We start from the raw sequence: 24,443 nt of genomic DNA on the forward strand, positions 1-24,443 counted from the left end.
ACACAGTGGAGAGACGAATGGACAGCGTGCCCCACGCCTGGATCGCGCGGCGGGCGGCCAGTGCACCGGACGCCCTCGCGCTCGTCGAAGGCCCCCGCCAGGTCACCTACCGCGAGCTGGACCGCTCGGCGAACCGGCTCGCGCACCTGCTGCGCGCCCGCGGCGTCCAGCCCGGCGACCGCGTCGCCGTGCGGCTGCCCCGCGGAGTCAACCTGGTCGTCGGACTGCTCGGCGTGTGGAGGGCGGGCGCGGCCTACGCGCCGCTCGACCCCTCGCACCCGGCGGAGCGCACGGCGACGGTGCTCGCGGACGCGCGCCCCCGGCTGGTGATCTCGGACTCCGCCACGGACGTCGTGCTCGACCCGGAGCTGACCGTCCTGCGCGACCAGGACGACACCGCGCCGGACGTGCCCCTGACCGGTGACCACCCCGCGTACGTGCTCTACACGTCCGGGTCGACCGGCACGCCGAAGGGCGTGGTCGTCACGCTCGCGGGCATCGGCAACCAGCTGCGGTGGCTCTCGCGCACGCACGCCCTCGAGGCGGGCGACCGGGTGCTGCAGAAGACCGCGCTCACGTTCGACGCCGCCGGCTGGGAGATCTGGGCGCCGCTGGTCAGCGGCGCGACCGTCGTGCTCGCCCCGCCCGGCGCGGAACGCGACGCGGGTGCCGTCGTGCGCGCGATCGCCGACCACGGGATCACCGTGCTGCAGGTCGTTCCCTCGGTGCTGCGCGCGCTGGTCGAGGAACCCGGCTGGGAGCGCTGCACCACGCTCCGCGTGCTCTCGTCCGGCGGCGAGCAGCTGCACGCCGACCTCGTCCAGCGGTTCCTGCGGGTCGCGGAGAACTGCCCCGTCACCGTCTGGAACACCTACGGGCCAACGGAAGCGGCCATCGACGTGACCGCCCAGCGGTTCGACGACCTGCAGCGCTCCGGCCCGGTGCCGATCGGCGCCCCGATCGACGGGATGCGGGTCGAGCTCGCCGACGACGGCGAGCTGCTCATCGCCGGACCCGGTGTCGCCCAGGGCTACCTCGGCAGCCCGGCGCTGACCGCCGAGCGGTTCGTGCCCGGCGAGGACGGCGGCCGGTGGTACCGCAGCGGCGACCGCGCCCGCCGCCGCGCCGACGGCACCCTGGAGTACCTCGGCCGGATCGACCAGCAGGTGAAGGTCGACGGCGTGCGGATCGAGCCCGGCGAGGTCGAGGCCGTGCTGAGTACCCACCCCGCCGTGCGCCAGGCCGTGGTCGTGCCCTACACCGCCGCCAACGGCACCACCCGCCTCGCCGCCCACGTGCGCACGGACGCCGGGGCGGACCTGGCCGCGTTCCTCGCCACCCGGCTGCCGGAGACGCACGTGCCCGCGGCTTTCATCGAGGTCGGCGACTTCCCGCGCACGTCGAGCGGCAAGGTCGACCGCGCGGCCCTGCCCGCACCCGGCGTGTCCGGCCCCGCCGTGACGACCGAGGCCCAGGAGCTGGTCGCGGGCGTGTGGCGGGAGCTGCTGGGCGTCGAGCGGGTCGGCGCGCACGACGACTTCTTCCGGCTCGGCGGCTCGTCGCTGCAGCTGACCAGGCTCGGCAACAGGCTGCGCGCGGCCACCGGTGTGGACGTCCCGCTGGCCGCGCTGCTCTCCTCGACCACGGTCGCGGCGCAGGCCCGGCTGATCGACCCGCGCCCGGCGTCCGCGGTGCCGGTGCGCCCGGTGCCCCGCGACCGCGCGCTGCCGCTGTCGTTCGGGCAGCAGCGGCTGTGGCTGCTCGACCGCATCCACCCCGCTGCCCGTGAATGGGTCTCCGGGCTGTTCCTGCGCACCGACGCCGGCGAGACCGCCGTGCGCGCGGCACTGGACTCCCTGGTCGCACGGCACGAGTCGCTGCGCACCCGGTTCGTCGTCGAGCACGACGAACCGCGCCAGGTCGTCGACCCGCCGCGGCCGGTGGACCTGCGCGTGCTCGACGTCCCGGCCGACCGGATAGCGGCCGTCCTCGACGAGGACGCGCGGCGCGGCTTCGACCTCGCCACCGGACCGGTCGTGCGGGCGCTGCTCTTCCCGGCGGCCGGGCGGCTCGTCGTGCTGATGCACCACATCGTCTGCGACGGCTGGTCGTCCGCCGTGCTGGAGCGCGAGTTCCACGAGGTCCTCGCGGGCCGCACACCGTCCACACCGGACGTCCAGTACGCGGACTTCGCCGTGTGGCAACGCGAACGCCTCACCGAGGACGTCCTCGAACGGGAGCTGGCGCACTGGCGCGAGGAGCTGGCGGGGGCCGCGCCGCTCGCACTGCGCACCGACCACCCGCGCCCCGCCGCCCGCGACGCCCGCGGCGCCGTGGTGGGCTTCACCGTCCCGGCCGCGGTCGCGCGGGAGCTGGCGGAGCTGGGCCGGCGCAGCGACGCGACCCCGTTCATGGTGCTGCTCACCGCCTACGCCACGCTGCTCGCCCGGTACACCGCCCAGTGGGACGTCGTCGTCGGCAGCCCGGTCGCCGGCCGAGACCGGCCCGAGGTCGAGGACGTCGTCGGGTTCTTCCTCAACAGCCTCGTGCTGCGCTGCCGCCTCGACGGCGACATGACGTTCGAACAGGCCCTCGACTCCGTGCGCGACACCTGCAAGCAGGCGTTCGCCCACCAGGAGCTCCCGTTCGAACGGCTTGTGGCCGCGCTCGCACCGGAACGGGACCTCTCCCGCACGCCGCTCTACCAGGTGGCGTTCGACTTCCACGGCGGTGAGCTGACCGGCGCCCCCGCCGACGACGCGGAGCTGGCCACTCTGCTCGAAGCCTCGCAGGTCGCCAAAACCGACCTCACGCTCTACCTGCGCGAGCAGGCCGACGGCTCGATCACGGGCATGTTCGAGTACGCGACCTCGCTGTTCGACCACTCGACCGTCGAGCGGCTGGCAGGGCACTTCGGGCAGCTGCTGGCCACGGTCACGGGCGGCACGCCGCTCGGCACCGCGGACCTGATGCCCGCGGCCGAACTGCGCGACGTGCTGTCCTGGAGCGCCAACCCGGTCGAGCCGGTCACGTCGTCGGTGCTCGACGGGTTCGAACGGCGGGCCGCCACGACGCCCGACGCGACCGCGCTGGTCGTGCCCGGCGGGACCGTCACGTTCCGCGAGCTCGACGCGCACGCGAACCGGCTGGCGCGCAAGCTGCGGGACGCGGGTGTCGGGCCGGAGTCGGTCGTCGGCGTGTGGCTCGACCGGAGTGCGGACCTGCCCGCCGCGTTCCTCGCGGTGTGGAAGGCGGGCGGCGCCTACGTCCCGCTCGACCCGGACTTCCCGGCCGACCGCGTCCGGTACGTGCTGGCCGACGTCGGCGCCGACGTGCTGATCACCCGCCGGGACGGCTTCGACGGGCTGCGGCCCGACGTGCACGACGGCGACGCGACCCCGTTGCCGCGCACGACCGACCTGGACGCGCTGGCGTACGTCATCTACACCTCCGGCTCGACCGGTCGCCCCAAGGGCGTGCAGGTGCCGCACCGCGGTCTCGCGAACCACGTCCGCTGGGCGGTCGGCGAGCTCGCCGGAACCGGTGGAGCGCCGGTGTTCTCGTCGGTCGCGTTCGACCTGGTCGTGCCGAACGTGTGGGCGCCGCTGCTGGCGGGCCACCCGACGCACCTGCTGCCGCAGGACCTCGACCTCTCCGAGCTCGGCGCGCACCTGCTGGCCGCGGCGCCGTACGGGTTTCTCAAGCTCACGCCCGGCCACCTCGACGTGCTGACGCAGCAGCTGACGCCCGAGCAACGCGGGTCCCTCGCCGACGTGGTCGTCGTCGCGGGCGAGGCACTGCCGCCGCGGCTCGCCGCGCAGTGGGACGGCCTGGTCAACGAGTACGGCCCCACCGAGACGTCGGTCGGCGCCTGCACGCACCCGGTGCGGCGGCCGCTCGGGGACGCGGTGCCGATCGGGAAACCGTTGCCGGGCGTCACGATGCACGTGCTCGATTCCCGGTTGCGACCGGTGCCCGTCGGGGTCGTGGGGGAGCTGTTCGTCGGCGGCGCCGGCGTCGCCCGCGGTTACGCGGGCCGGCCGGACCTGACCGCGGAGCGCTTCCTGCCCGACCCGTTCGGCCCGCCCGGTGCGCGGTTCTACCGCACCGGCGACCTCGTGCGGCTGCTGCCCGGTGGTGACGTCGACTTCGTCGGCCGCCGCGACCAGCAGGTCAAGATCCGCGGCTACCGCGTGGAACTGGGCGAGATCGCCGCCGTCATCGCCGAGCACCCCGGCGTGCGCGACGCGGTCGTCGTGGCGCCCGGCGGCGTGCTGACCGCCTACTACGTGCCGGTGGCCGGCGACGTGGAGCTCTCCGACTGGTGCGCCGAACGGCTGCCCGCCTACATGGTGCCCGCCACCTCCACCTCGCTCGCGGCGTTCCCGTTGACCGCCAACGGAAAGCTCGACCGCGCCGCGCTCCCGCCACCCGGACGCGCCGTCGAGACCCTGGTCGCGCCGCGCGGTGTCGTCGAGGAGCGGGTCGCCGAGATCTTCACCGCGCTGCTCGGCGTCCCGGCCGGGGCGCACAGCCACTTCTTCTCGATCGGCGGCAACTCGATCCTCGCCATCCGGCTGATCGCGACGATCCAGTCCGAGTTCGAGGTGACCGTGCCGATGCGCGCGGTCTTCGAGGGCGGCACCGTCGCCGACCTCGCCGCCGTGGTCGAGCAGCAGGTGCGTGCCGAGATCGACCTGATGTCCGACGAAGAACTTGCCCTGCTCGACGAGAGTGAGAACCGATGACCGAGGAAGAATACGTCTCCGCGCTGCTCGCCTTCGTGCGACGGGAGTTCCTGTCGGACTCCGACGACGTGGAGCTGACGGCGGCCACCCCGCTGATCGAGTCGGGCGTCCTCGACTCGCTGCGCATCGCCGTGCTGATGGCCTTCATCCGCGACGAGTTCGCCGTGCAGGTCCCGCTGACGAAGATCGACGTGAAGCACTTCGCCGACATCCGCACGATCGCCGCGATGCTGCACGAGGAACAGGGGGTGCGCGCATGAGCCCCGACTACGACGTCGCGGTCATCGGCGGTGGTCCTGCCGGCTCCACGATGGCGTCCTACCTGGCGCGGGCCGGGCTGAAGGTGGTGGTGTTCGAGGGCGAGACGTTCCCCCGCGAGCACGTCGGCGAGTCGCTGGTGCCCGCGACCACACCGGTGCTGGCCGAGATCGGCGCGCTGGAGAAGATCGACGAGGCCGGGTTCCCGAAGAAGTACGGCGCCTCCTGGACCTCCGCCGAGTCGCGCGACATCCCGAAGATGGGCTACAGCGGCCTCAGCCACGGCTGGACCGCGGACATCCAGTTCGTGGAGCGCAACCAGCCCGGCGTCGACCGCGACTACACGTTCCACGTCGACCGCGGCCGCTTCGACGCGATCCTGCTCAAGCACGCCCAGGAGCAGGGTGCCACGGTCTTCAACGGCGTCCGCGTGCGCGACGTCGACTTCTCCTCTCCCTCGGAGGTCCGGCTGACGTGCCGGGTCGGCCCGCGCGACGTGCCGTTCACCGCGCACATGGTGGTCGACGCCTCCGGCCGTTCGACCCTGCTGGGCAAGCAGCTCGAGGTGAAGGTCAGCGACCCGGTGTTCGACCAGTACGCGGTGCACACCTGGTTCGAGGGCCTCGACCGCGGGGCGCTCGCGGGCGACGCGTCGCAGGTGGACCACATCTTCGTGCACTTCCTGCCCATCAAGGACACCTGGGTGTGGCAGATCCCGATCACCGACACCATCACCTCTATCGGCGTGGTGACGCAGAAGAAGCGCTTCCGCGAGAGCTCCGGCGACCGCGAGGAGTTCTTCTGGGACTTCGTCTCCAGCCGACCGGAGCTGGCCGACGCGCTGAAGAACTCGCAGCGCATGCGCCCGTTCAAGGTCGAGGGCGACTACAGCTACGCGATGGAGAAGATCTGCGGCGACCGCTTCGTGCTGATCGGTGACGCGGCCCGGTTCGTCGACCCGATCTTCTCCAGCGGTGTGAGCGTGGCGCTCAACAGCGCGCGCATCGCCGCCCAGGACATCATCGCCGCGCACGCCGCCGGCTCGTACGAGAAGGAGCGCTTCGGCACGTACGAGACGAAGCTGCGGCGCGCGGTGAAGTACTGGTACGAGTTCATCTCCATCTACTACCGGCTCAACGTGCTGTTCACGGCGTTCGTGCAGGACCACCGGTACCGCGTGGACGTGCTCAAGATGCTGCAGGGCGACGTCTACGACGGCGAGGAGCCCAAGGCGCTCAAGGCGATGAAGGAGGTCGTGGCGGCCGTCGAGGCGAACCCCGAGCACCTCTGGCACCCCTACCTCGGCACGCTGCGGGCGCCGACCTCGGCACCCAGCTTCTGACCACGCGAACGACGCGGGCCGGCTCCTCCGGGAGCCGGCCCGTTCTCGTGTGTCCGTTGTGGAGCGACGAGAAAGGTGGCCGGGACCGGTTGCCCGGTCCCGGCCACCTTCGCGTCGTGCGATCAGCTGGCGCCGAGCCGTTCCGCCAGGTGGTCCGCGATCGCGGTGACGCTCGGCTGCTGCCACAGCAGCGCGGACGGCAGCTTGTGGCCGAACCGCTTCTCCAGCCGCTTGCGCACCACGATCGTCAGCACGGAGTCGAGGCCCTGCTCCACCAGCGACCTGCGGACGTCCAGCGAGGCCGCGGGCATCCGCATCTCACCGGCGATCTGCGCCCCGACCACCTCGATGAGCTTGTCCTGCAGCTGCCCCGACTCCAGTCCGTCGAAGTCGTCGGGCGCGGCGGCGGGGACGACCTCGGCAGTGGCGAGCTCGCCCAGCAGCGGCGGGCGGTCGGCGTCCTCGGTGGCGACCACCCGCAGGACCGGGTAGTGGCCGGGGCCGCGCTGCGCCGCGAAGTCCCACGCGCGGAACGCCTCGTCGACGGAGATGTCGCCGACGCCGCGTGCGGCGAGCTGGCGGTCGACGGAGGCGTTGACCGCCATGCCCTGGCCGCGCCACGACGTCCAGCCCAGGCTGGTGACGTCGGGGCGGTGGGCCGCCAGCGCGTCGAGGAACGCGTTGGCCGCGCCGTAGGTCGCCTGGCCGGGCAGGCCGAGCAGCTGGCCGCAGGACGAGAACAGGGCGAAGAAGTCGAGGGTGCCGGCGGGGAACGCCGCGTGCAGGTTCGCGGCACCGGTGACCTTCGGCGCCAGCACCGTCCGCATCGAGTCGAGGTCGACGTCGGCGGCCATGCGGTTGTCCAGCACACCCGCCGCGTGCACGATCCCGCGGATCGGCGGCAGGTCCAGCTCCCGCAACGACGCGACGGCGTCGGCGTCGGTGATGTCCAGCGCGACGCAGCGGACGGTCACCCCGGCGTTCTCGAGCGCGCGGACCGCCTCGACCTGGCGCTGGTCCGGGTGGCCCGCCCAGTCGCCGCGGGCGGGGAACGGCGTGCGGCCCACGAGCACGAGCCGCCGGGCGCCGCGTTCGGCCAGCCACCGCGCGACCTCCAGGCCGAGCACGCCCAGACCGCCGGTGATCAGGTAGGTGCCGTCGGGACGGCAGGTCAGCGGCGCGTGGGACGGTTCGCCGGAGGCGGGCCGCAGTGTCGCCGTCTCGACCTCGGAGCGGATCGAGATCACGTCCGCGGCCGGTGCGGAGCCGATCACCTCGTGCAGCCGGTCGGTCGAGCCGTCGGCCGGCAGGTCGACGACGCCGCCCCAGAACTCCTCGTACTCGGTCGCCAGCACCCGGCCCAGGCCCCACAGCACGGACTGCGCGAGCGCCTGAGGGCTCGCGCTCTCGCGGACGCCGGCCGTGACGCACCACAGGCGCGGCGGTTCGTCCATCGTGGACAGTTGCTGCGCTTTCTCCAGCAGCTGCCAGGCGATCTCGGCCGGCTCCCCGCCGGGTGCGAGGAACACCTCGTCGGTGACACCGGGCACGACCTCGCGGGCATCGCCGAGCTCGAGGGGCCGCCAGGCGATCTCGTGCACCTGCTCGGCCGGGGTGGACCGGGTGGCAGGACTGCCGTACCGCAGGCCGGTCAGCTGGGCCAGCACGGCGCCACCGGTGCCGGCGATCAGCACGTCGACCGTGTCGTCCGCCGTGACGGACACCTGGACGTCCACCACCGGCGACGGCGTGCCGGTGACCTGGACGGCGCCGATCCCGGCGACGACCCTCAGCTCGGCGGGGCCGGGGAACGCCGAGGGAGCGATGGACAGCGCGGCGTCCAGCACGGCGGGCCAGGAGCCGTCGGCGAGCACGCGGGCGCGCAGCACGGTGCCGGCGCGCAGCAGCTCCTCGACGGTCCACTCGAAGGCCATGTCCGGGACGCCCACCGAACGGAGGTGGTCGCGGACGTGGCCGGGGTCGAGCGGCGCCGATCCCCTGGGCAGCTTCGGCAGCCGGGCGGGCGGAGCGGGGACCGGGCCGGTCGTGGCGGTGCAGAGGGTGAGCCAGGTGTCCCCGGTCCTGCCGGCGATGCGCAGGCCGGTCCCGTCGCGCACGACCTGGATCTCGCCGCCGCGCACCGGCAGGCGCAGGTCGACGTCCGTGACGGCCGTGGTTCCCGCGGCGCGGAAGAAGGTGTTGACCAGCACCGCGGCCGGGACGATCTCGGTGCCGTGGATGGTGTGGCTGCCGGGGTAGGGGCGGTTCGCGTCGTCGAGGGTGGTGCGCCACAGCGTCAGGTCCGGCCTGCCCGCCACCGGCACCGGGGCGCCGAGCAGCGCGTGGTCGGCCGGGTCGTGCTGCTGCGGCGTCCCGCTGACCGATGACTCGTGCCAGTGCGGGGTGTGCTGCCAGGCGTGCAACGGCAGGTCGACGAGGCCGCCAGCGGGCTGGAGGCGGTTCCAGTCGACGTCGACACCGGCGCAGAACGCGGCACCCAGCGCGGTGAGCACCGAGACCTGCTCTGGCTTGTCGCGCCGCAACGTGATCCCGACGAACGCGTCCTCGTCGCCGAGCGTCTCGGTGAGCGAGTGCGCGACGACCGGGTGGGCCGAGATCTCGATGAACCGCCGGTGGCCGTCCTCGATCGCGGCCCGCGTCGCGTCCAGCAGGCGCACCGGGTTGCGCAGGTTCGCGGCCCAGTACGTGCCGTCGAGCGGCGCGGTGGACCTGGGATCCGCCTGCGCCGTGGAGTACATGGTGATCCGCGGCTCGCGCGGTTCGAGGTCGCTCGCCGCCGCGGCGAGATCGGCGGTGAGCGCGTCCATCTGCGGGCTGTGGAACGCCACGTCGGACGCGACCCGGCGGACCTGGACGTCGTCGGACCACTCCCGCACCAGGGCGTCGATCGCGGCGGGCGAGCCGGAGACCACGCAGGACGAGGGCGACGCGGAGATGCCGGCGGCGACGTCGGTGCGCCCGCCGAGCCGTTCGCTCGCCTCCTCGAACGACAGCGACGTCATCGCCATCGCGCCCTGCCCGGCGACCCGGCGCAGCAGCGCGGAACGGCGGCAGCTCAGCCGCGCGCCGTCCTGCGGGCTCAGCGCGCCGCAGGCGACGGCGGCCGCGATCTCGCCGACCGAGTGGCCGATGACCGCGTCCGGCGTGACGCCGTGCGCCCGCCAGAGAGCCGCGAGGCCGACCTGGACGACGAAGATCATGGTCTGGATGCGGTCGATCGTGTCGAAGTCGCCGTCCCGCAGCACCTGCGCGGGGGAGAAGCCGATCTCCTCGAGGAAGACCGGTTCCAGCTCGGCGACCGCGGCGGCGAACTCCGGTGAGCTGTCGAGCAGCTCCCGGCCCATGCCCGCCCACTGCGCGCCATGGCCGGAGAACACCCACACGAGCCCGGTGCCGGGGTCGGGCGGTACCGGGTTCGGCAGCGCCTCACCGTCCGCGACCAGCCGCAGGCCGTCGGCCAGTTCCGCCGCGGTCGACGCGACCACGGCCGCGCGGTGCGGCAGGTGCGATCGCCGGTGGGCCAGGGTGTGGCCCACTGCGGCGAGGTCGTCGTGCTCGGCGAGCCGGGCCGCGGTCGAGCGCAGGGCCTCCTGCGACGCCGCGGACAGGGGGAACAGCCGCGGCCCGTCCGCCGGGGCGGTCGCCGCGGCGCGGACGGGTGCCTCCTCCAGCACGACGTGCCCGATGGTGCCGCCGTAGCCGAACCCGGAGACGCCGGCCCGCCGGACCCGCTCTCCGCGCCGCCACGGCGTGCGGGTGGTGTTGACCCGCAGGCCGGACGCGGCCCAGTCGATCGCGGGGTTCGGCGTGGCGCAGTGCAGGCTCGGCGGGAGCTCCCCGTGGTGCAGGGCGAGCGAGGCCTTGATCAGGCTCGCGATCCCGGCGCCCGCCTCCAGGTGCCCGATGTTCGGCTTGACCGACCCGATCCGGACCGGTTCGGCGCGCCCGCCGCCGTAGACGGCCGCCAGCGCACCGGCCTCGAGCGGGTCGCCGAGCCGGGTGCCGGTGCCGTGCGCCTCGACGTAGTCCACTGTGGAGGGTTCGATCCCCGCGCGGGCGCACGCCTCGCGCAGCAGCTCCTCCTGTGCGGAACCGGACGGCGCCATGATCCCGTTGGTCCGCCCGTCCTGGCGCACCGCCGACCCGCGGATCACGGACAGGACCCGGTCGCCGTCGCGGAGGGCGTCGTCGAGCAGCTTGAGCACCAGTACGCCACCGCCCTCGCCGCGCCCGTACCCGTCGGCGTCCGCGGAGAACGGTTTGCACCGACCGTCGGGCGAGGTCGCCCCGGCGGCGTCGAGGGTGAGCGTGAGGCCCGGCCCGAGGATGAGGTTCACGCCGCCGACCAGCGCGACGCCGCACTCACGGTCGGCGAGCGCCCTGGCCGCCAGGTGGGTGGCGACCAGCGACGCCGAGCACGCGGTGTCGACCGCGAGGCTGGGCCCGTGCAGGTCGAGCGCGTAGGAGATGCGGTTGGCCGCCGCGCACAGCGCGCTGCCGATGCCGGTCCACGCCTCGATCGAGGGCAGGTCCTCCAGCATCCGGCGGCCGTAGTCGTCGGACCCGATGCCGACGAACACACCGGTGTCGCCGCCCGCGAGCGACCGCGGCGGGATCCCGGCGTGTTCCAGCGCCTCCCACGCCACCTCCAGCAGCAGGCGTTGCTGCGGGTCCATCAGCTCGGCCTCGCGCGGGGTGAGCCCGAAGAAGCCGGAGTCGAAGCCGGAGACGTCGGCCAGGAAGCCGCCGGGGACGGCCGCGCGGCGCAGCTCCGCGGGATACGAGCCGTCGTAGGCGCGCCACCGGCCCTCCGGCAGGTCGCCGACGCCGTCCCGGCCGGAGACCAGCATGTCCCAGAACGCGGCCGGGCCGTCGGCGCCGCCCGCGAACCTGCAGCCGACGCCGATCACGGCCACCGGTGGTGTGCTCATGACTCTCCTCGCATTCTCGGTCCCGACGGCGGAGGGCCTGACCGCGGGACCGAGCCGCCGGTCACGGCCCACCGGTGGTGTGCTCACGGTTGCCCTGGCGAGTCCAGCCAGGGCGCGCGGTGGTCGATCCCGACCACGGCGGCGGACAACGTCACGCCCGGTCCCACGCCGAGCATCAGCAGGTGGTCGCCCGGGTCCAGCTCGCCGGCCGACAGCAGGTGGTCGAGCGACACGACCTGGTCGCTCGCGCCGAGGTGGCCGACCGTGCGGCCGAACTCCCAGGTGGAGCGGGACATGCCGAGCCCGAGCGCGGCCATGCACCGCTGCTCGACGATCTCCCGCGAGTAGTTCATGTACGCCACGCGCGTCACGTCGCCGAGGCCGATGCTCGCCTCGTCGAGCACCCGCTGTACGACGGTCAGCGTCTGCTGGTGGATGCGGATCAACGCGCCGGTGCCCTCGCCGGAGGACACCATCCGGCTCTTGTAGGCGGCGTTGCGCGCCACGAAGTCGAGCGGCGCGCCGACCGTGGGGCCCGGCGGGAACATCGGCTCGTCGCCCCGGTGCATCTGCTCGGCCTCCGGCACGGCCACCGAGGCGACCGCGAGGAGCCGGGCGAACCCCGGTTCCCGCGACAGGACTACGGCCGACGCCGCGTCGCCCGCGACGTAGCCGGGACCCATCCGCCAGCGGTCCATCATCGGCGTGCCGAAGTTGTCGGACGCCACGAGCAGCGCGTCGCCCCGCCCGGCCGTCACGTGCGCCGCTCCCAGCTCCAGGGCGCCGAACATGCCGTTGCAGCCCATGCGCACCTCGACCGCGAGCACGTCGCCGCCGAGGAGGTGCCGCTGCAGGTGGTACTGCGGCTGCCAGCCGTCCGGACCCTGGTGCCACGAGTCGGCGTACAGCAGCACGCCGATGTCCGCCGGGTCCTGCCCGGTGCGCTTGAACGCCTCCTGCGCCGCCAGCAGCCCCATCTCCGGCGCGGGCACGTCACCCGCGACGGCCGCGCCGGCGAGCTGGTGCAGCTCCACCTCGTCCGCGGGGTAGAGGCCCTGTGCGACGGCCTCCTCGATGCCGACCACCGGTGGGAGGTGGACGCCGATCCCCTTGATGTACACGTCGTGCACGCGATGCCCCCTCAGTCGGCGAACGTTCCGAGCACGTGGACGAGGCGGTCGAGCACCCGCCGCGCCTCGGCCGGGCGGAACAGGTCGGGCCGGTAGCCGAGCCGCAGGTGCAGCCGCTCACCGGGTACGGCGGCGAGCCGCAGCGGGTAGTGGGTCTCGTCCTCGACCTCGAACCCGGTCAGCCGCAGCGCTTCCGGCAGCGCGCCGGCCCACTCGTCGCGGTCGAAGGAGTAGTTGACGAACATGATCGCCGTGTCGAACAGGTCGTGGCCGGTGTCGGCGAGTCCCAGGTGGTGGTGCGGGATCAGCGCCGCCTGCTCGGCCTGCAGCCGGGACAGCACGTCCGGTCCGAGCCGCACGCGGACGGGGATCGTGTTGGTCAGGAGCCCGACCATGCGCTCGATCCCCGGCAGGTGCGGCGGGCGGCCCGACACGGAGCAGCCGAACACCACGTCGTCGCGTCCGGTGAGCCGGCCCAGCACCTCGCCCCACGCGGCCTGCACGACCGTGTTGAGCGTGACGCCGGGGATGCGGGCGAGCTTGGCCGTGGTCTCGGCGTCGAGATCGGCCCGGACCTGCTCCTGCCGTTCACCGGCGGGTGCGCCGGGGGCCACGAGCGTCGGGCCGGGCAGGCCCTCCAGCGCCGCGGCCCACGCCGCGCGCGACTCGCCGAGGTCCTGGTCCGCGAGCCACCGCAGGTAGTCCGAGTAGGGCGGGCCTGGCCGCGGTTCGTCGTCCTCCGCGTACCGCTCGAACAGCTCGCGCACGATCAGCCCGGTGGACCAGCCGTCCCACAGCACGTGGTGCGCGGTCAGCAGCAGCCGGTGGTGGCGCTCGCCGAACCGCAGCACGTGGAAGCGGACCAGCGGCGGACGGGTGAGGTCGAACCCCTCGGCGCGCTCCTGGGCCGCGATCCCGTCGGCGTCCCCTGCCGTGCACGCGGTCTCCCGCCACGGCAGCGTGACGTCCGAGCACACCACCTGGACGTCGTCGCGGAACGCCGCCCGCAGGTTCGGGTGTCGGCGCAGCAACGCCGTCGCCGCGTCCCGCATCCGCGCGCCGTCGAACGGGCCCTCCAGGTCGAACCGCAGCTGCGAGACGTAGGAGTCCGCGTGCTGCCCGGACACCGCGTGCAGGAAGACGAACCCCGCCTGCAGCGGCGAGACCGGCAGGACGTCGGTGACGTCCGGGTGCGCGGCGGTGATCTCGTCGATCTCGGCCTGGGTGAGCCCGGTGAGCGGCACGTCCGCCGGGGTGAGAGGGGCGCGGTCGCGCAACGCGGCGAGGTCGTCGAGTGCCGCGCTCCACCGGGTGGCGAACTCCTGCATGTCCTGCGCGGAGAACGCGGACTCACGCCACGCGAGCTGCGCGCGCAGCTCGCCGTTGATGGAGAAAGTGGTGCACGCCAACGCGTATCCTGGGTCAGGGGTGCAGGTGAACGACTCGACCGGCAGCTCCCCGAGGTCGCGGAAGGCGATCCGCGGGTGCGCGTCGGCACCGCCGCCGCGGCGCTGTTCCTTCACCTGTCGCAGCGCCTTGTCCGCCGGAGCCCACGCGCAGTGCACGGGCACGGGAGCGGCGATCCGCCCGACCGGCCCGGCGGCGCGCGGCACCTCGGCGAGGCACGGTTCGGTGACCGCCTGGGTGAGCCCGGCCAGCACGACGTCGGCCCGGTCCACCCGGTACCGCTCGGCCAGCGAGTCCCAGTCGGCGGCGGGAAGCGTGATCTCCACCGTCGAAAGGGGACCAGCCTGCACTCCCGCACCTGGCGTGGCCGACACGTGGTCGCGCAACGCGACCGCGGCGGGCAGTGCGGCGCCGGACCACAGGGCGTCCACATCGGACAGCAGCGTCCGCCACGACTCGCCGTCGGCGACGAGGTGGTGCAGCACCAGCAGCAGCCGCCCGCGGTGCGCGGGCCCGGAGTCGAACCACACCGCCTGCACGACCCGGCCGTCGGCGGGGGAGAGGCGCTCGGCGGCCGCCGCCCGTTCCGCCTCGACGAGGTCCGGCTCGGGGTCGCCGACCAGCAGCACGCGGCTCAGGCAGTCGTCCACCGCGTCGGCGGCCTCCCACGTCCCGTCCGCGAGCACGCGCATCCGCAGCGCCTCGTGGTGTGCGACGAGGGACTCGACGACGGCGGTCACGGCGTTCAGGCGGGTGCCGAGCGGCACCGGCACGACCACCGACTGGTGCAGGCCCTCCAGCCGCGTGGCCAGCCGTGCCAGCTCGGGCGTCGGGGGGAACGGCCCGGTGCCGGACGTGGTCTGCACGTCCCTGGCGACTCCGGCGAGCCGTGCCGCCGTCGGGTGCTGGAACACCTCGCGCGCGGTGAACTCGAGTCCCGCCGCGGCCGCGTTCGACACCAGCGGGAACACCATGATGCTGTCGCCGCCGTGGTCGAAGAACGAGTCGTGCGGCCCCATGCGCGCGACCCCGAGCGCTGTCGCGAACAGCTCGCACAGCAGGGCTTCCCGCTCGCTGCCCGGCGCGGCGTCGTCGTTCGAGGAGAAGTCGGGTGCGGCCAGGAGCCGGCGGTCGACCTTGCCGTTCGGGGTGACCGGCAGCGCGTCCAGCAGCACGACGGCGGCCGGCACCATGAAGTCCGGCACGACCCGCGCGGCGTGCTCGCGCAACTCGTCGGGCGTGACGTCGTGCTCCGGCACCACGTACGCGACGAGCCGCTTGCGCCCCTCGTGCTCCCGGACCGCGGCGACCGCGGAGCGAACCGCGGGATGCGCGAGCAGCACCGCCTCCAGCTCGCCGAGCTCGACGCGGAACCCGCGGATCTTGACCTGGTCGTCGGCCCGGACCCGGTACTCCAGGTTGCCGTCCTGCCGCCACCGCACCAGGTCGCCGGTGCGGTACATCCGCGCCCCCGGCGGCCCGAAGGGGCACGGCACGAACCGGTCGGCGGTCAGCGCCGCCCGGCCCAGGTAGCCGCGCGCGAGCCCGTCACCCGCGAGGTGCAGCTCGCCCTCCGCGCCGGGCAGCGCGGGCTCCAGCCGCGAGTCCAGGACGTAGACCTGCGTGTTGGCGACGGGTTTGCCGATCGGCGCCCCGTCGCCGGCGGTGAGCCGGCAGGTCGTGCTCGCCACCGCGGCCTCGGTGACGCCGTAGACGTTGACCATCCGCCGGCCCGCCGTCCACCGCCGCACCACGTCCTGATCGGGCGTCTCGCCGCCGGTGATCAGCAACCGCAGGTCGGGCAGCCCGTCGGAGGGCAGCTGCGCGAGCATGACCGGCGGTATCGCGGCGTGCGTGACGCGCTCGGCGCGCAGCAGCCCGGCCAGGTCTTGCCCGTCCTGCGCGAGGACCAGGCACCCGCCTGACACGAGCGTCGGCCAGATGTCGCCGACGGCGACGTCGAAGCTGGGGGAGACGAACTGCAGCACCCTGCTGCCGTCCGTGAGCCCGAACCGTTCGGCGTGGTCCAGGACGAAGTTGCGCATCGCGTCGTGCGGCACCACCACGCCCTTCGGCGCGCCGGTCGACCCGGACGTGTAGACGACGTAGGCCGCGCCGGCCCCGTGAGGCGTCGGCAGGACGGCCTCGACCGCGCCGGCGGGAGGAAGATCGCCGAACGCGGTGCCGTCGACCACCAGGGCAGGCTGGAGGTCGTCGAGCAGGTAGGCGACGCGGTCGGCCGGGTAGTCCGGGTCGACCGGCACGTACGCCGCGCCTGCCCGCAACACGCCGAGCATCGCCACGATGAGCTCCGGTGAACGGCGCAGCGAGAGCGCGACGAAGTCCTCGGCGCCGATGCCCCGCGCGCTGAGGTGGGCGGCGAGTGCCGAGGCGCGCGAGCTCAGCTCGCCGTAGGAGAGCGTGCGGTCGCCGAACCGTAGCGCCGGGGCGTCGGGAGTGCGGGCGGCCTGCCGGGCCACGAGCTCGGGCACGGTCTCGGCCGGCAGGTCGCGCGCGGTGGCGTTGCGGTCGACGAGCAGGTCGCGACGCTCCACTTCGGACAGCGGCGACACGTCCCCGACCGGCCGCGCGGGGTCCGCGGTCACGGTCCGCAGGAACGCCGACAGCCGGTCGCGGTGGGCGAGGAACCCGGACAGGCTGTGGTGCTCGGGGTTCGCCTCGAACACGAGCGACATCTCGCCGCCCGCCTGGCCGCGCACCCCGAGCGAGAGGTCGACGATCGGGCCCGACGCCAGGTTGTGCGTCGAGGCCGTCGCGCCGCCGAACCGCAGCGTGCGGTCGTACGGCATGAAGTTCACCATCGGCCCGATGAACGCCTGCTCGCTGCCATCGAGTCCCAGGTCGCGGCGCAGGTCCTCCGCACGGTACCGCTCGTGCCGCAGCGCCTCGCGCACGACGTCGGCCATGCGCGGCACGAGGTCCACGAGGCTTTCCGCAGCGGAGATGTCCAGACGCAGCGCGACGGAGTTCGTCGCCATGCCGGGTGCGCGCCGCGACGCCGTGCTGCGCCGGCCCGCGACAGGCATGCCGATGACCACGTCGCGGCGGCCGGTGACCCGGTGCACGTAGGCGGCGACCGCCGCGAGCACGACCACCTGCCACGTCGACCCGGTGACGGCGGCCGCCTGCTGCAACGTCCGCACGTGCGCGGGAGCCAGCTCCATCTCGCGGCTGAGCCGCACGGGCAGCGTGGCGGGGTCGGCGCCGGACGGCACGTCGCCGAGCACCCGCATCTGCGCGGGCCGGTCGGCGAACCGCTCCGTCCAGTACTCGCGGTCGTGGTCGAACTGCGCCGAATCCCGGTAGTGCAGGTCCTCGGCCAGGATCGTCGAGAATGACGTACACGGCGCACCGCCGTCCTCATCGGACACCAGTGCCGTGTAGAGCTCCGCGAGCCGCGCGCCGACCAGCTGCACCCCGTAGCCGTCGATGACGGCGTGGTGCATCCGGTAGTAGAAGAGGAAGCGATCCGCGGACACCCGGAACAGCGCGAAGGCCGAGATCGGTGCCGCGGCCAGGTCGACCCGCCGCGTCGTGTCCTCGCGCATCCACCGCAGCGCGTCACCTTCGGGATCGGCCCGGCCGGTGTGGTCGTGGAACGGCAGTGGTTCGTCGTCCGCGGGGGCGACGAACTGGAAGAGCTCGCCGTCCACGCGGTCGAGCGCCGTGACCCGCAGCGTGTCGGCCTCGGCGCGCAGCCGGTTCCACGCGGTGGTGAACACGCCGACGTCCAGCGAACCGTCGATCGCCAGGTACTCGGCGCAGTTGAAGAGCTGCCCGGTCGGGTCCAGCTGGTGGGCGAACCAGACGCCCCGCTGGGCCGCGGACAGCGGCAGTCGCTCGGTCATGGCCTTCCCCTCAGCCGTGGCGCTTGAGCTCGTCGAAGAACCCGTCGACGACGAGTCCGCGCGCGTGCTCGTGGACGTGCATCCCCACCGCGAGGTCCAGGACTCCCAGCCCGAACGGGGAGAAGACGACCGGCCGGTCCGCCGGCACATCGATCTCGCCCGCCAGCAGCGCGCGCATGTCCCCGGCCACGAACGACCGGTCGCCGGTGAGCTGTTCGGTGAGGTGCAGCGAGGTGTTCGCCTTCATGCAGTGCTCGACGTCGTCGGCGACGTTGCAGGAGACGAGGACGATCTCGGGGGACAGGTCGCGCAGGGACACGTGCAGCACCAGCGGGTTGTGGTCGAGCCACGCGGGGTCGTGCACGTGCGGTTCGCCCGCGGTGGTCGCGAACACGACGAGGTCCGACGACCGGATCAGGTCCTCCGCCTTGTCGTGCACGGTGACCGGCCCGCTCCCGCGCAGGTAGGAGGCGAACCCGCCGGCGTGCTCGGGCGACAGGTCGTGCACGCCCGCCTCGTCGAACGCGAAACCGTTGGCCAGCAGGTACGTGTGCACGTACCGCGCGATCAGCCCGGCGCCGACGAAGCCCACGCGGGTGGGCCGGGCACCGCGGGCGGTGCTGAGCCGTACGGCCGCGAGCGCGGCGGAGGCGGCCGTGCGCGCGGCGCTGACGACCGAGGCTTCCATGCACGCGAACGGGTAGCCGGTCTCGGCGTCGTTGAGGATCAGCACCGCGGAGGCGCGGGGGAGGCCGCCCGCGACGTTCTCCGGGAAGCTCGAGATCCACTTCAGGCCGTGCACTTCGCCCAGTGACGCGGGCAGCGCGATGATCCGCGACGACGGCCGGTCGGGGAAGCGCAGGAAGTACGAGTCCGGGTTCACCGTCCCGCCGGCGCCGTGCAGCCGGTACGCGGCCTCGACCACGCCGGTGACCTGTTCTTCCCGGCCGCGCAGGACCTCGCGGACCTGCGCGCCGGAGATGACGGTGAAGGGGGGAGGCAGCACGGGAGGTCCTTCCTCAGACGGGGTCGGCGGCCTGGGGCTGCCGCGACGGGGGTTCGTACTCGCGCAACCGGAGCCGTTCGCTCGCGGTCACCTCGATGCGCGACGCGGCGGCGCGCAGGATCGGCGGGCTCATCAGCGACGTGACGATCGCGATCAGCACGACGATCGTGTACATCTCGGTGCTGAGCACCCCCAGCCGCAGGCCGACCATCGCGACCACGACCTCGACGACACCGCGGGCGTTCATGCCCGCGCCGATGCCGAGCGCCTCCCAGCGGTTGAGCCCGCTCAGCCACGCGCCGAGGAACGCGCCCGCGAACTTGCCGGCGACGGCGATGAGCAGCAGCACCACGGCCGCGACGAGCACGGAGGGCTGGACGAGGGCGGTGAGATCCATGCGCAGCCCGGCCATCGCGAAGAAGACCGGCGCGAGGAACGTCATCACGACCGTGCGCAGCGGCAGCAGCTTCTCCAGCACGTCACCGCCCGCGTTGCGGATCAGCATGCCGCCGATCAGCGCGCCGAGGACCGCCTCCAGTCCGAGCAGGTGGCTCAGGGCGCTCATCGCCAGCACGACGACGACCGCCGCGCCGATCGTGGCGCCGTCGCCGACCCTGTTCATCACGAACCGCACCAGCGGACGGCCGATCACGTAGGAGGCGACGAGGAACAGCACCAGGAACCCGGTGGACCGCGCGATCGTGCCCGCGTGCACGCCGGTCGTGGCCATCGCGGTCACCACGGACAGGCCGAGCCAGCCGATCACGTCGTCGACCGTGCCGGAGATGAGGATCAGCTGACCGACGTTGCGGTGCAACAGCTTCAGGTCGATCAGCGTCTTCGCGATCACCGGGATCGCACTGACGCACATGGCGACTCCGAGGAACAGCGCGAAGACCAGGCGCTCGTCGCCGCCACCGGCCAGCAACGCCTGCGGCACCAGGAAACCCGCGCCGATGCCCAGGCCCAGCGGGATCACCAGGCCGGGGAGGCTGATCCTCACCGCGGTGCCGCGGCGCTTGCGGACGAGCGCCAGGTCGAGCGACACGCCGGTCACACCGACCAGCAGCAGCACCCCGATCTGACCGAACGCGTCGAGCACGTGGAACTGCTCCACCTGGTGGGGGAACAGCCACTCCGCCCAGCCGGGAGCCACCCAGCCGAGCAGCGAGGGGCCGAGCAGGATGCCGGTGAGCAGCTCGCCGACGATTGCGGGCATCCCCGCTCGCATCGCGAGGCGGCCCATCAGCAGCGCCAGCACCAGCAGCACGGCGACTTGGACCAGGAACAGGAACAGGGAGTGGCCGCCGAACGGGGGGACGGGGGTCATGTCGAGGAACTCCAGTCAGCCGAACTTGCCGTCGAGGAAGATGAGCGGCGCGCGGTCCTCGCTCACCACCCGGCTCTCGACCACCGAGCCGACGATCAGGTCGTGGTCGCCCACCGGGTGCGTGTGCGCGAACTCGCAGACGAAGTAGGCGACGCAGCCCGGCACCACCGGCGCGGGCACGGTGTCCAGCGTGCGCAGCCCGAGGTGGTCCGGTGCGCCGTCACGGCCGCGGCGCGCGTAGTGCCGCGCGTACTCCTCCTGCTCGGCGTCGAGGACGCTGATTCCGAAGTAGCGCGCGCGTTCGGCGAGGTAGCGCATCCGCCCGTCCGTCGTGACCGACACCCCGACGAGCGCCGGGTGCAGCGACAGCGTGACGAACGAGTTGGCGGTCAGGGCGTGCTCGCCGCCGCCGTCGCGCACCGCCACCACCGTGACGCCGGTGGCGAACCGGCGTGCGGCGCGTCGCAGCGCGTCGGCCTGGCGCTCGTCGTGGAGCTGCGTGCTCGACACGGGTCAGTCCGACATCGCGACGAGGATGCGGCGCGGCCCCGTGAAGGAGCGCCGGCCGTGGCCGACCGCGACGTTGTCGATCAGGAGCACGTCGCCCACGCGCCAGTCGACGTCGACGGCCTCGGTGAGCCCGCGGTCGCGGATCTGCCGCACGTGGTCCGCGGGGATGGGGGAGCCGTCGGCGAAGGTGACCGACTGGGGCAGGTCCTCCTCGCCCATGATCTGGTACAGCGCCGCCGCGGTCTCGTCGCCGAGTCCGGCCGCGTGCCACTGGTCCGCCTGGTTGAACCAGACCTCGTCCCCGGTCACCGGGTGCACCGTGGTCGACGGCCGAACCTGGCTCACCCGCAGGCCGCCGTCGGGGCGCCACGCGAACTCGCTGCCGGAGGTGGAGAGGAACTCCTCGACCACGTCCCGCTGATCGGTCTCGAACGTGTCCTGCCAGCTCTTGCCGAACCCCTTGCCGCCGTGCAGGTTCTGCGTGTACCGCACGCCCTTCGCGAACGCCTCGCGGACCTCGTCGTCGAGCGAGCCGAGCCACCGCATTCCGTCCACCAAGGGCGTGGCACCCCCGGTCTCCGGCGCGACAGCGCAGAAGAACATCAGCCGTTCCGGCCACTGGTGCGCGTACGACATCTCGTTGTGCATGGAGATGTCGAATTCCGGCGGGTATTCAGTGGACGTGTAGACGTTCTGCCCGACCTTCGTGCGCGGCGAGTTGCCGTGGACGTAGGCCAGCCGGTTGGGCAGCAGCAGATCCATCACCTCGTCGAGCTCGGAGGTGGTGACATGGAAGCCGCGGAAGACCAGTGCCTTGTGTTCTGCGAGGAGCTCGCCCAGGTCAGCGGACCCGCGCAGATGGTCGGCCAGCCCTCGTGGCCCCGGCTCGGCTCCGATGCCTGCAGGGTCGAGCTCGAGTGGAGCCCATTGTTCCATCCGCCTCTCCTCCCTTTTCGTCGTGAAACGAGCCTGGGGAGGGCGCCTATATTTCGTCGGTATCGCGCCTATGGCGGGCCGTATAGCGGAAATATGGCGTCGCCGTAAACGATTTCCGCATCGGCTAGGAGATGGGATTTCGGTGTGGCAGCTGTCATCACGAGTCCGCTGGAGTTCAACGTCGCGGACCTGTACGTGGACCTGCGCGAGATGGCCGGTCGGCACCTGATGCTCAAGTGCGAGGGCTTCAACTTCGCGGGGTCGATCAAGCTGAAGGCCGCGGTGGAGATGGTCGACGCGATGGAACGCGACGGCCGCGTCACGCCTGGCACAACCCTGGTCGAGTCCTCCTCCGGCAACATGGGCGTGGCGCTCAGCCTGGTGGCAGCCAGCAAGGGCTACCGGTTCGTCTGCGTGACCGACGTGCGGTGCACACACGCCGCGCGCCGCGCGATGGAAGCGTTCGGCAGCGAGGTGCACGTCATCTCCGAGCCCGACTCCTCAGGCGCCTACCTCGGCTCCCGGATCGCGTACGTGCGGGCGTTGTGCCGCGACAACCCCGGGTTCGTGTGGCTGAACCAGTACGCCAACCCCTGCAACTGGATGGGCCACTACCGCTCGACCGCTCCCGAGATCGCCAAGGAGTTCCCCGACCTCGACGTGCTCTTCGTCGGCGCGGGCACCACGGGCACGCTGATGGGCTGCGCGCGCTACTTCCGCGAGACCCAGCCATCCGTGCGCATAGTCGCCGTCGACAGCGTCGGCTCGGTCACGTTCGGCACGAAGGCTGCCACCCGCCTGATCCCCGGCCTGGGCACGAGCGTCCGCCCGCAGATCCTCGACGAGTCGCTCGTGGACGACGTCGTGCACGTCGAGGAGCGCGACACCGTCCGCACGTGCCACGAGCTGGTGCGCCGCGGCTACCTCTTCGGCGGGTCGACCGGCACCGTGGTCAGCGGCGCGCTGCGCTGGCTGTCCACCAGGGACGAGAACCTGGTCTGCGTGGCGATCGCGCCGGACTTCGGCGGCAACTACCTCGACTCGCTCTACCAGGGGAAGTGGCTGGCGGACGCCGGTCTCACGGCCGACTCCGACTGACCGCGGCAGGCGCCCGAGCGGACTCGAGCATCTGCGTCGCTTTCACTGTCAATGAGTTTCGAATCTTGGTTCGCGCAGGGGCCAGCCACTTCGACGGGGCCGTTTCTATTTCGTTCTCTCGGGAGTCGGTATCGAGGTCATGAAGATCGCGCCGGGGTGCGCGGTCCACTGCGACATAAAATCGTTCGTCGGCAACCTTCAGATCGCTAATCACCTGAAGTCAGTGCTGGACTGCCACGCGTTCAGCGAAGCCACCGTCGACCTCGAGGGTGCGGCGCTACACGCGACCACGCCCCGGCCACCGATGGCGAGGCTGAGCGGCGTGTCCGGGCGCGACCGACGAGTCGTCGCTTGATCGACGAGTACGAACCTGTAGCAGCGTGAGGCGCAGGCCAGGCTGCACGGCCGGGTTTTGGCACCCGACAGGCTGCGAAATAGGGTGATCACGTCTATCGCGTTCGCGAGATTGGACATCGTTATCGCGTTGATGAGGAGCTTGACCAGCAGAGCCGGTGCCGGGAGCCGAGGCGTCCCATCCGTCGAGAGCGGTCTGGTTTCACTCAGGGGAACGGTGCGAGGCGGTGCTGAGGCCGGACGTGCTGCCCTGGTGTGCACGAACCGCGTTCATCCATCATTCTCGCCACCACGCGGTGCTCTACTCGGCCTCATGGACAACGACATCGTTCGCCACTCCCGCCACGTGCCCTGGGTGGCGATGGTCGTGGCGCTCTCGGTGACAGCCGCGGTACTCACCCCGGCGCGGCCTTCGAAGGAAGGGCTCGCACGTGAGGACGGCGGAGACGGGACCGGCGTCATGGACCTGCCCGCTCCGGGGCTGCAGGGCGGGGGAGACCGGAGCGAGCAGGGGGACGTTCTCCGTCTTCCCGATACCGGGATCATGCCCGTCAACCGCGTCGAACCGAGTCCGGGCGGTTCCGTCGCGGGCATTCCCGCCACGCTCTACAGCGCCTACCGGCACGCGACCCTGAAGCTGGCGGTCTCCCAGCCCCGGTGCCGCCTCCCGGCCACCTTGCTGGCCGCGATCGGCAAGGTGGAGTCCGACCACGCGCGAGGAGGGAGGGTCGACGCCTCCGGCACGACGACACCTCCGATCATCGGTCTCCGGCTGGACGGAAGTCCTGGCCTCGCGGCGATCTCCGACACCGACGGCGGGGCGTACGACGGCGATGTGACCTGGGACCGGGCGGTGGGCCCGATGCAGTTCATCCCCGGCACCTGGCGTCGCTGGGCGACGGACGGCAACTCCGACGGGAGAAGCGATCCGCACAACGTGCACGACGCGACGGTCGCCGCCGGGCGTTATCTCTGCGCGAACGGACGGGACCTGTCCACGCCGGGCGGCCTCAGAGCGGGAGTGCTGAGCTACAACCACTCCGAGCACTACCTGAACACGGTCCAGAAGTGGATGGACGTGTACCGCACGGGGGCTGTCGCGTTTCCCGACGTCTCCGGTGCGCCGGACGGCGTGGTCCCGCCGGCACAGGATCCGGTGGCACCTCCGTCCGAGGTCGTGGTGCCCGCACCCGGCACCACACCTGCCCCTCGGCCGACCCAGCCTCCCGCTGCCCAGCCGCCGCCCGCGCAACCGCCGAATCCGGGCACGACACCGCCGCCCACCACGTCACCCGGCGTTCCGCTCGCGGATCTGGTCGACGGGGTGACGGGGACCGTCTGCGTGCTCGACGGACTGATCGTGCACGTGACCGGCCAGGCGGCCGGCCTGCTGGCCGGGTTGACGTCGCTGCAGGTCCCGGCTGTGCGTCCGGCTGACCTCGAAGAGTGCCCGCCTGTCCGCTGAGGGTGGTTCCGTCACCGTGGTGGCCGTCGGCGACCTGC

General features: G+C 72.8%; 12 protein-coding genes. 5 read left to right on the top strand and 7 right to left on the bottom strand.

Features of this window, described 5'->3' with window-relative positions; all coding sequences use genetic code 11:
• Positions 1 to 17 precede the first annotated feature (17 nt).
• The 3 genes from VM306_RS16125 to VM306_RS16135 are packed head-to-tail and all read left to right on the top strand — an operon-like array spanning position 18 to position 6,348.
• Positions 18 to 4,748: a non-ribosomal peptide synthetase gene (locus VM306_RS16125; protein ID WP_325515803.1), complete on the top strand. Its 4,731-nt coding sequence runs from the start codon at positions 18 to 20 to the stop codon at positions 4,746 to 4,748.
• Positions 4,745 to 5,008, top strand: coding sequence for an acyl carrier protein (locus tag VM306_RS16130; protein ID WP_325515804.1), 264 nt, complete (start codon positions 4,745 to 4,747; stop codon positions 5,006 to 5,008). The genes VM306_RS16125 and VM306_RS16130 overlap by 4 nt, the downstream gene beginning before the upstream one ends.
• Positions 5,005 to 6,348 carry an NAD(P)/FAD-dependent oxidoreductase gene (locus VM306_RS16135; protein ID WP_325515805.1) on the top strand — a complete coding sequence of 448 codons (1,344 nt, stop codon included), beginning with the start codon at positions 5,005 to 5,007 and terminating at the stop codon, positions 6,346 to 6,348. Before VM306_RS16130 ends, VM306_RS16135 begins: the two co-directional genes overlap by 4 nt.
• A 122-nt stretch (positions 6,349 to 6,470) precedes the next feature.
• On the opposite strand, the gene VM306_RS16140 is transcribed toward VM306_RS16135, so the two are convergent.
• The 7 genes from VM306_RS16140 to VM306_RS16170 all read right to left on the bottom strand — a co-directional run bounded on the left by VM306_RS16140 (position 6,471) and on the right by VM306_RS16170 (position 21,488).
• Positions 6,471 to 11,300 carry a type I polyketide synthase gene (locus tag VM306_RS16140; RefSeq protein ID WP_325515806.1) on the bottom strand — a complete coding sequence of 1,610 codons (4,830 nt, stop codon included), beginning with the start codon at positions 11,298 to 11,300 and terminating at the stop codon, positions 6,471 to 6,473.
• 83 nt (positions 11,301 to 11,383) lie between these two features.
• Positions 11,384 to 12,430: a ketoacyl-ACP synthase III family protein gene (locus tag VM306_RS16145; RefSeq protein WP_325515807.1), complete on the bottom strand. Its 1,047-nt coding sequence runs from the start codon at positions 12,428 to 12,430 to the stop codon at positions 11,384 to 11,386.
• Between the two features lie 11 nt (positions 12,431 to 12,441).
• Positions 12,442 to 17,706: a non-ribosomal peptide synthetase gene (locus VM306_RS16150; protein WP_325515808.1), complete on the bottom strand. Its 5,265-nt coding sequence runs from the start codon at positions 17,704 to 17,706 to the stop codon at positions 12,442 to 12,444.
• 10 nt (positions 17,707 to 17,716) lie between these two features.
• On the bottom strand, positions 17,717 to 18,709 hold the full coding sequence (gene sbnB, locus VM306_RS16155) for a 2,3-diaminopropionate biosynthesis protein SbnB (RefSeq protein ID WP_325515839.1): 993 nt from the start codon (positions 18,707 to 18,709) through the stop codon (positions 17,717 to 17,719).
• A gap of 16 nt (positions 18,710 to 18,725) precedes the next feature.
• Complete coding sequence (locus VM306_RS16160; RefSeq protein ID WP_325515809.1) at positions 18,726 to 20,042, bottom strand: cation:proton antiporter; 1,317 nt, start codon at positions 20,040 to 20,042, stop codon at positions 18,726 to 18,728.
• A 15-nt stretch (positions 20,043 to 20,057) separates the two neighbouring features.
• Positions 20,058 to 20,552 (bottom strand): flavin reductase family protein, encoded by a 495-nt coding sequence (locus VM306_RS16165; RefSeq protein ID WP_325515810.1) that lies wholly within the window; start codon positions 20,550 to 20,552, stop codon positions 20,058 to 20,060.
• A 3-nt stretch (positions 20,553 to 20,555) separates the two neighbouring features.
• Positions 20,556 to 21,488: a TauD/TfdA family dioxygenase gene (locus VM306_RS16170; protein WP_325515811.1), complete on the bottom strand. Its 933-nt coding sequence runs from the start codon at positions 21,486 to 21,488 to the stop codon at positions 20,556 to 20,558.
• Between the two features lie 144 nt (positions 21,489 to 21,632).
• Between VM306_RS16170 and sbnA the strand changes: the two genes are divergently transcribed.
• A complete protein-coding gene (gene sbnA / locus VM306_RS16175) occupies positions 21,633 to 22,586 on the top strand; it encodes a 2,3-diaminopropionate biosynthesis protein SbnA (RefSeq protein WP_325515812.1) in 954 nt (317 codons plus the stop codon).
• 667 nt (positions 22,587 to 23,253) lie between these two features.
• A complete protein-coding gene (locus VM306_RS16180) occupies positions 23,254 to 24,405 on the top strand; it encodes a lytic transglycosylase domain-containing protein (RefSeq protein WP_325515813.1) in 1,152 nt (383 codons plus the stop codon).
• The last annotated feature ends 38 nt before the right edge of the window (positions 24,406 to 24,443 follow it).

This window comes from Lentzea sp. (assembly GCF_035525475.1).
Taxonomy (GTDB): Bacteria; Actinomycetota; Actinomycetes; order Mycobacteriales; family Pseudonocardiaceae; genus Lentzea.

Bases quoted from the DNA above. Each gene is read 5' to 3' on its own strand.
- VM306_RS16135 (WP_325515805.1), top strand. From the start codon at position 5,005: ATGAGCCCCGACTACGACGTCGCGGTCATCGGCGGTGGTCCTGCCGGC.
- VM306_RS16180 (WP_325515813.1), top strand. From the start codon at position 23,254: ATGGACAACGACATCGTTCGCCACTCCCGCCACGTGCCCTGGGTGGCG.
- VM306_RS16125 (WP_325515803.1), top strand. From the start codon at position 18: ATGGACAGCGTGCCCCACGCCTGGATCGCGCGGCGGGCGGCCAGTGCA.
- VM306_RS16130 (WP_325515804.1), top strand. From the start codon at position 4,745: ATGACCGAGGAAGAATACGTCTCCGCGCTGCTCGCCTTCGTGCGACGG.
- VM306_RS16150 (WP_325515808.1), bottom strand. From the start codon at position 17,706: ATGACCGAGCGACTGCCGCTGTCCGCGGCCCAGCGGGGCGTCTGGTTC.
- VM306_RS16140 (WP_325515806.1), bottom strand. From the start codon at position 11,300: ATGAGCACACCACCGGTGGCCGTGATCGGCGTCGGCTGCAGGTTCGCG.
- VM306_RS16160 (WP_325515809.1), bottom strand. From the start codon at position 20,042: ATGACCCCCGTCCCCCCGTTCGGCGGCCACTCCCTGTTCCTGTTCCTG.
- VM306_RS16170 (WP_325515811.1), bottom strand. From the start codon at position 21,488: ATGGAACAATGGGCTCCACTCGAGCTCGACCCTGCAGGCATCGGAGCC.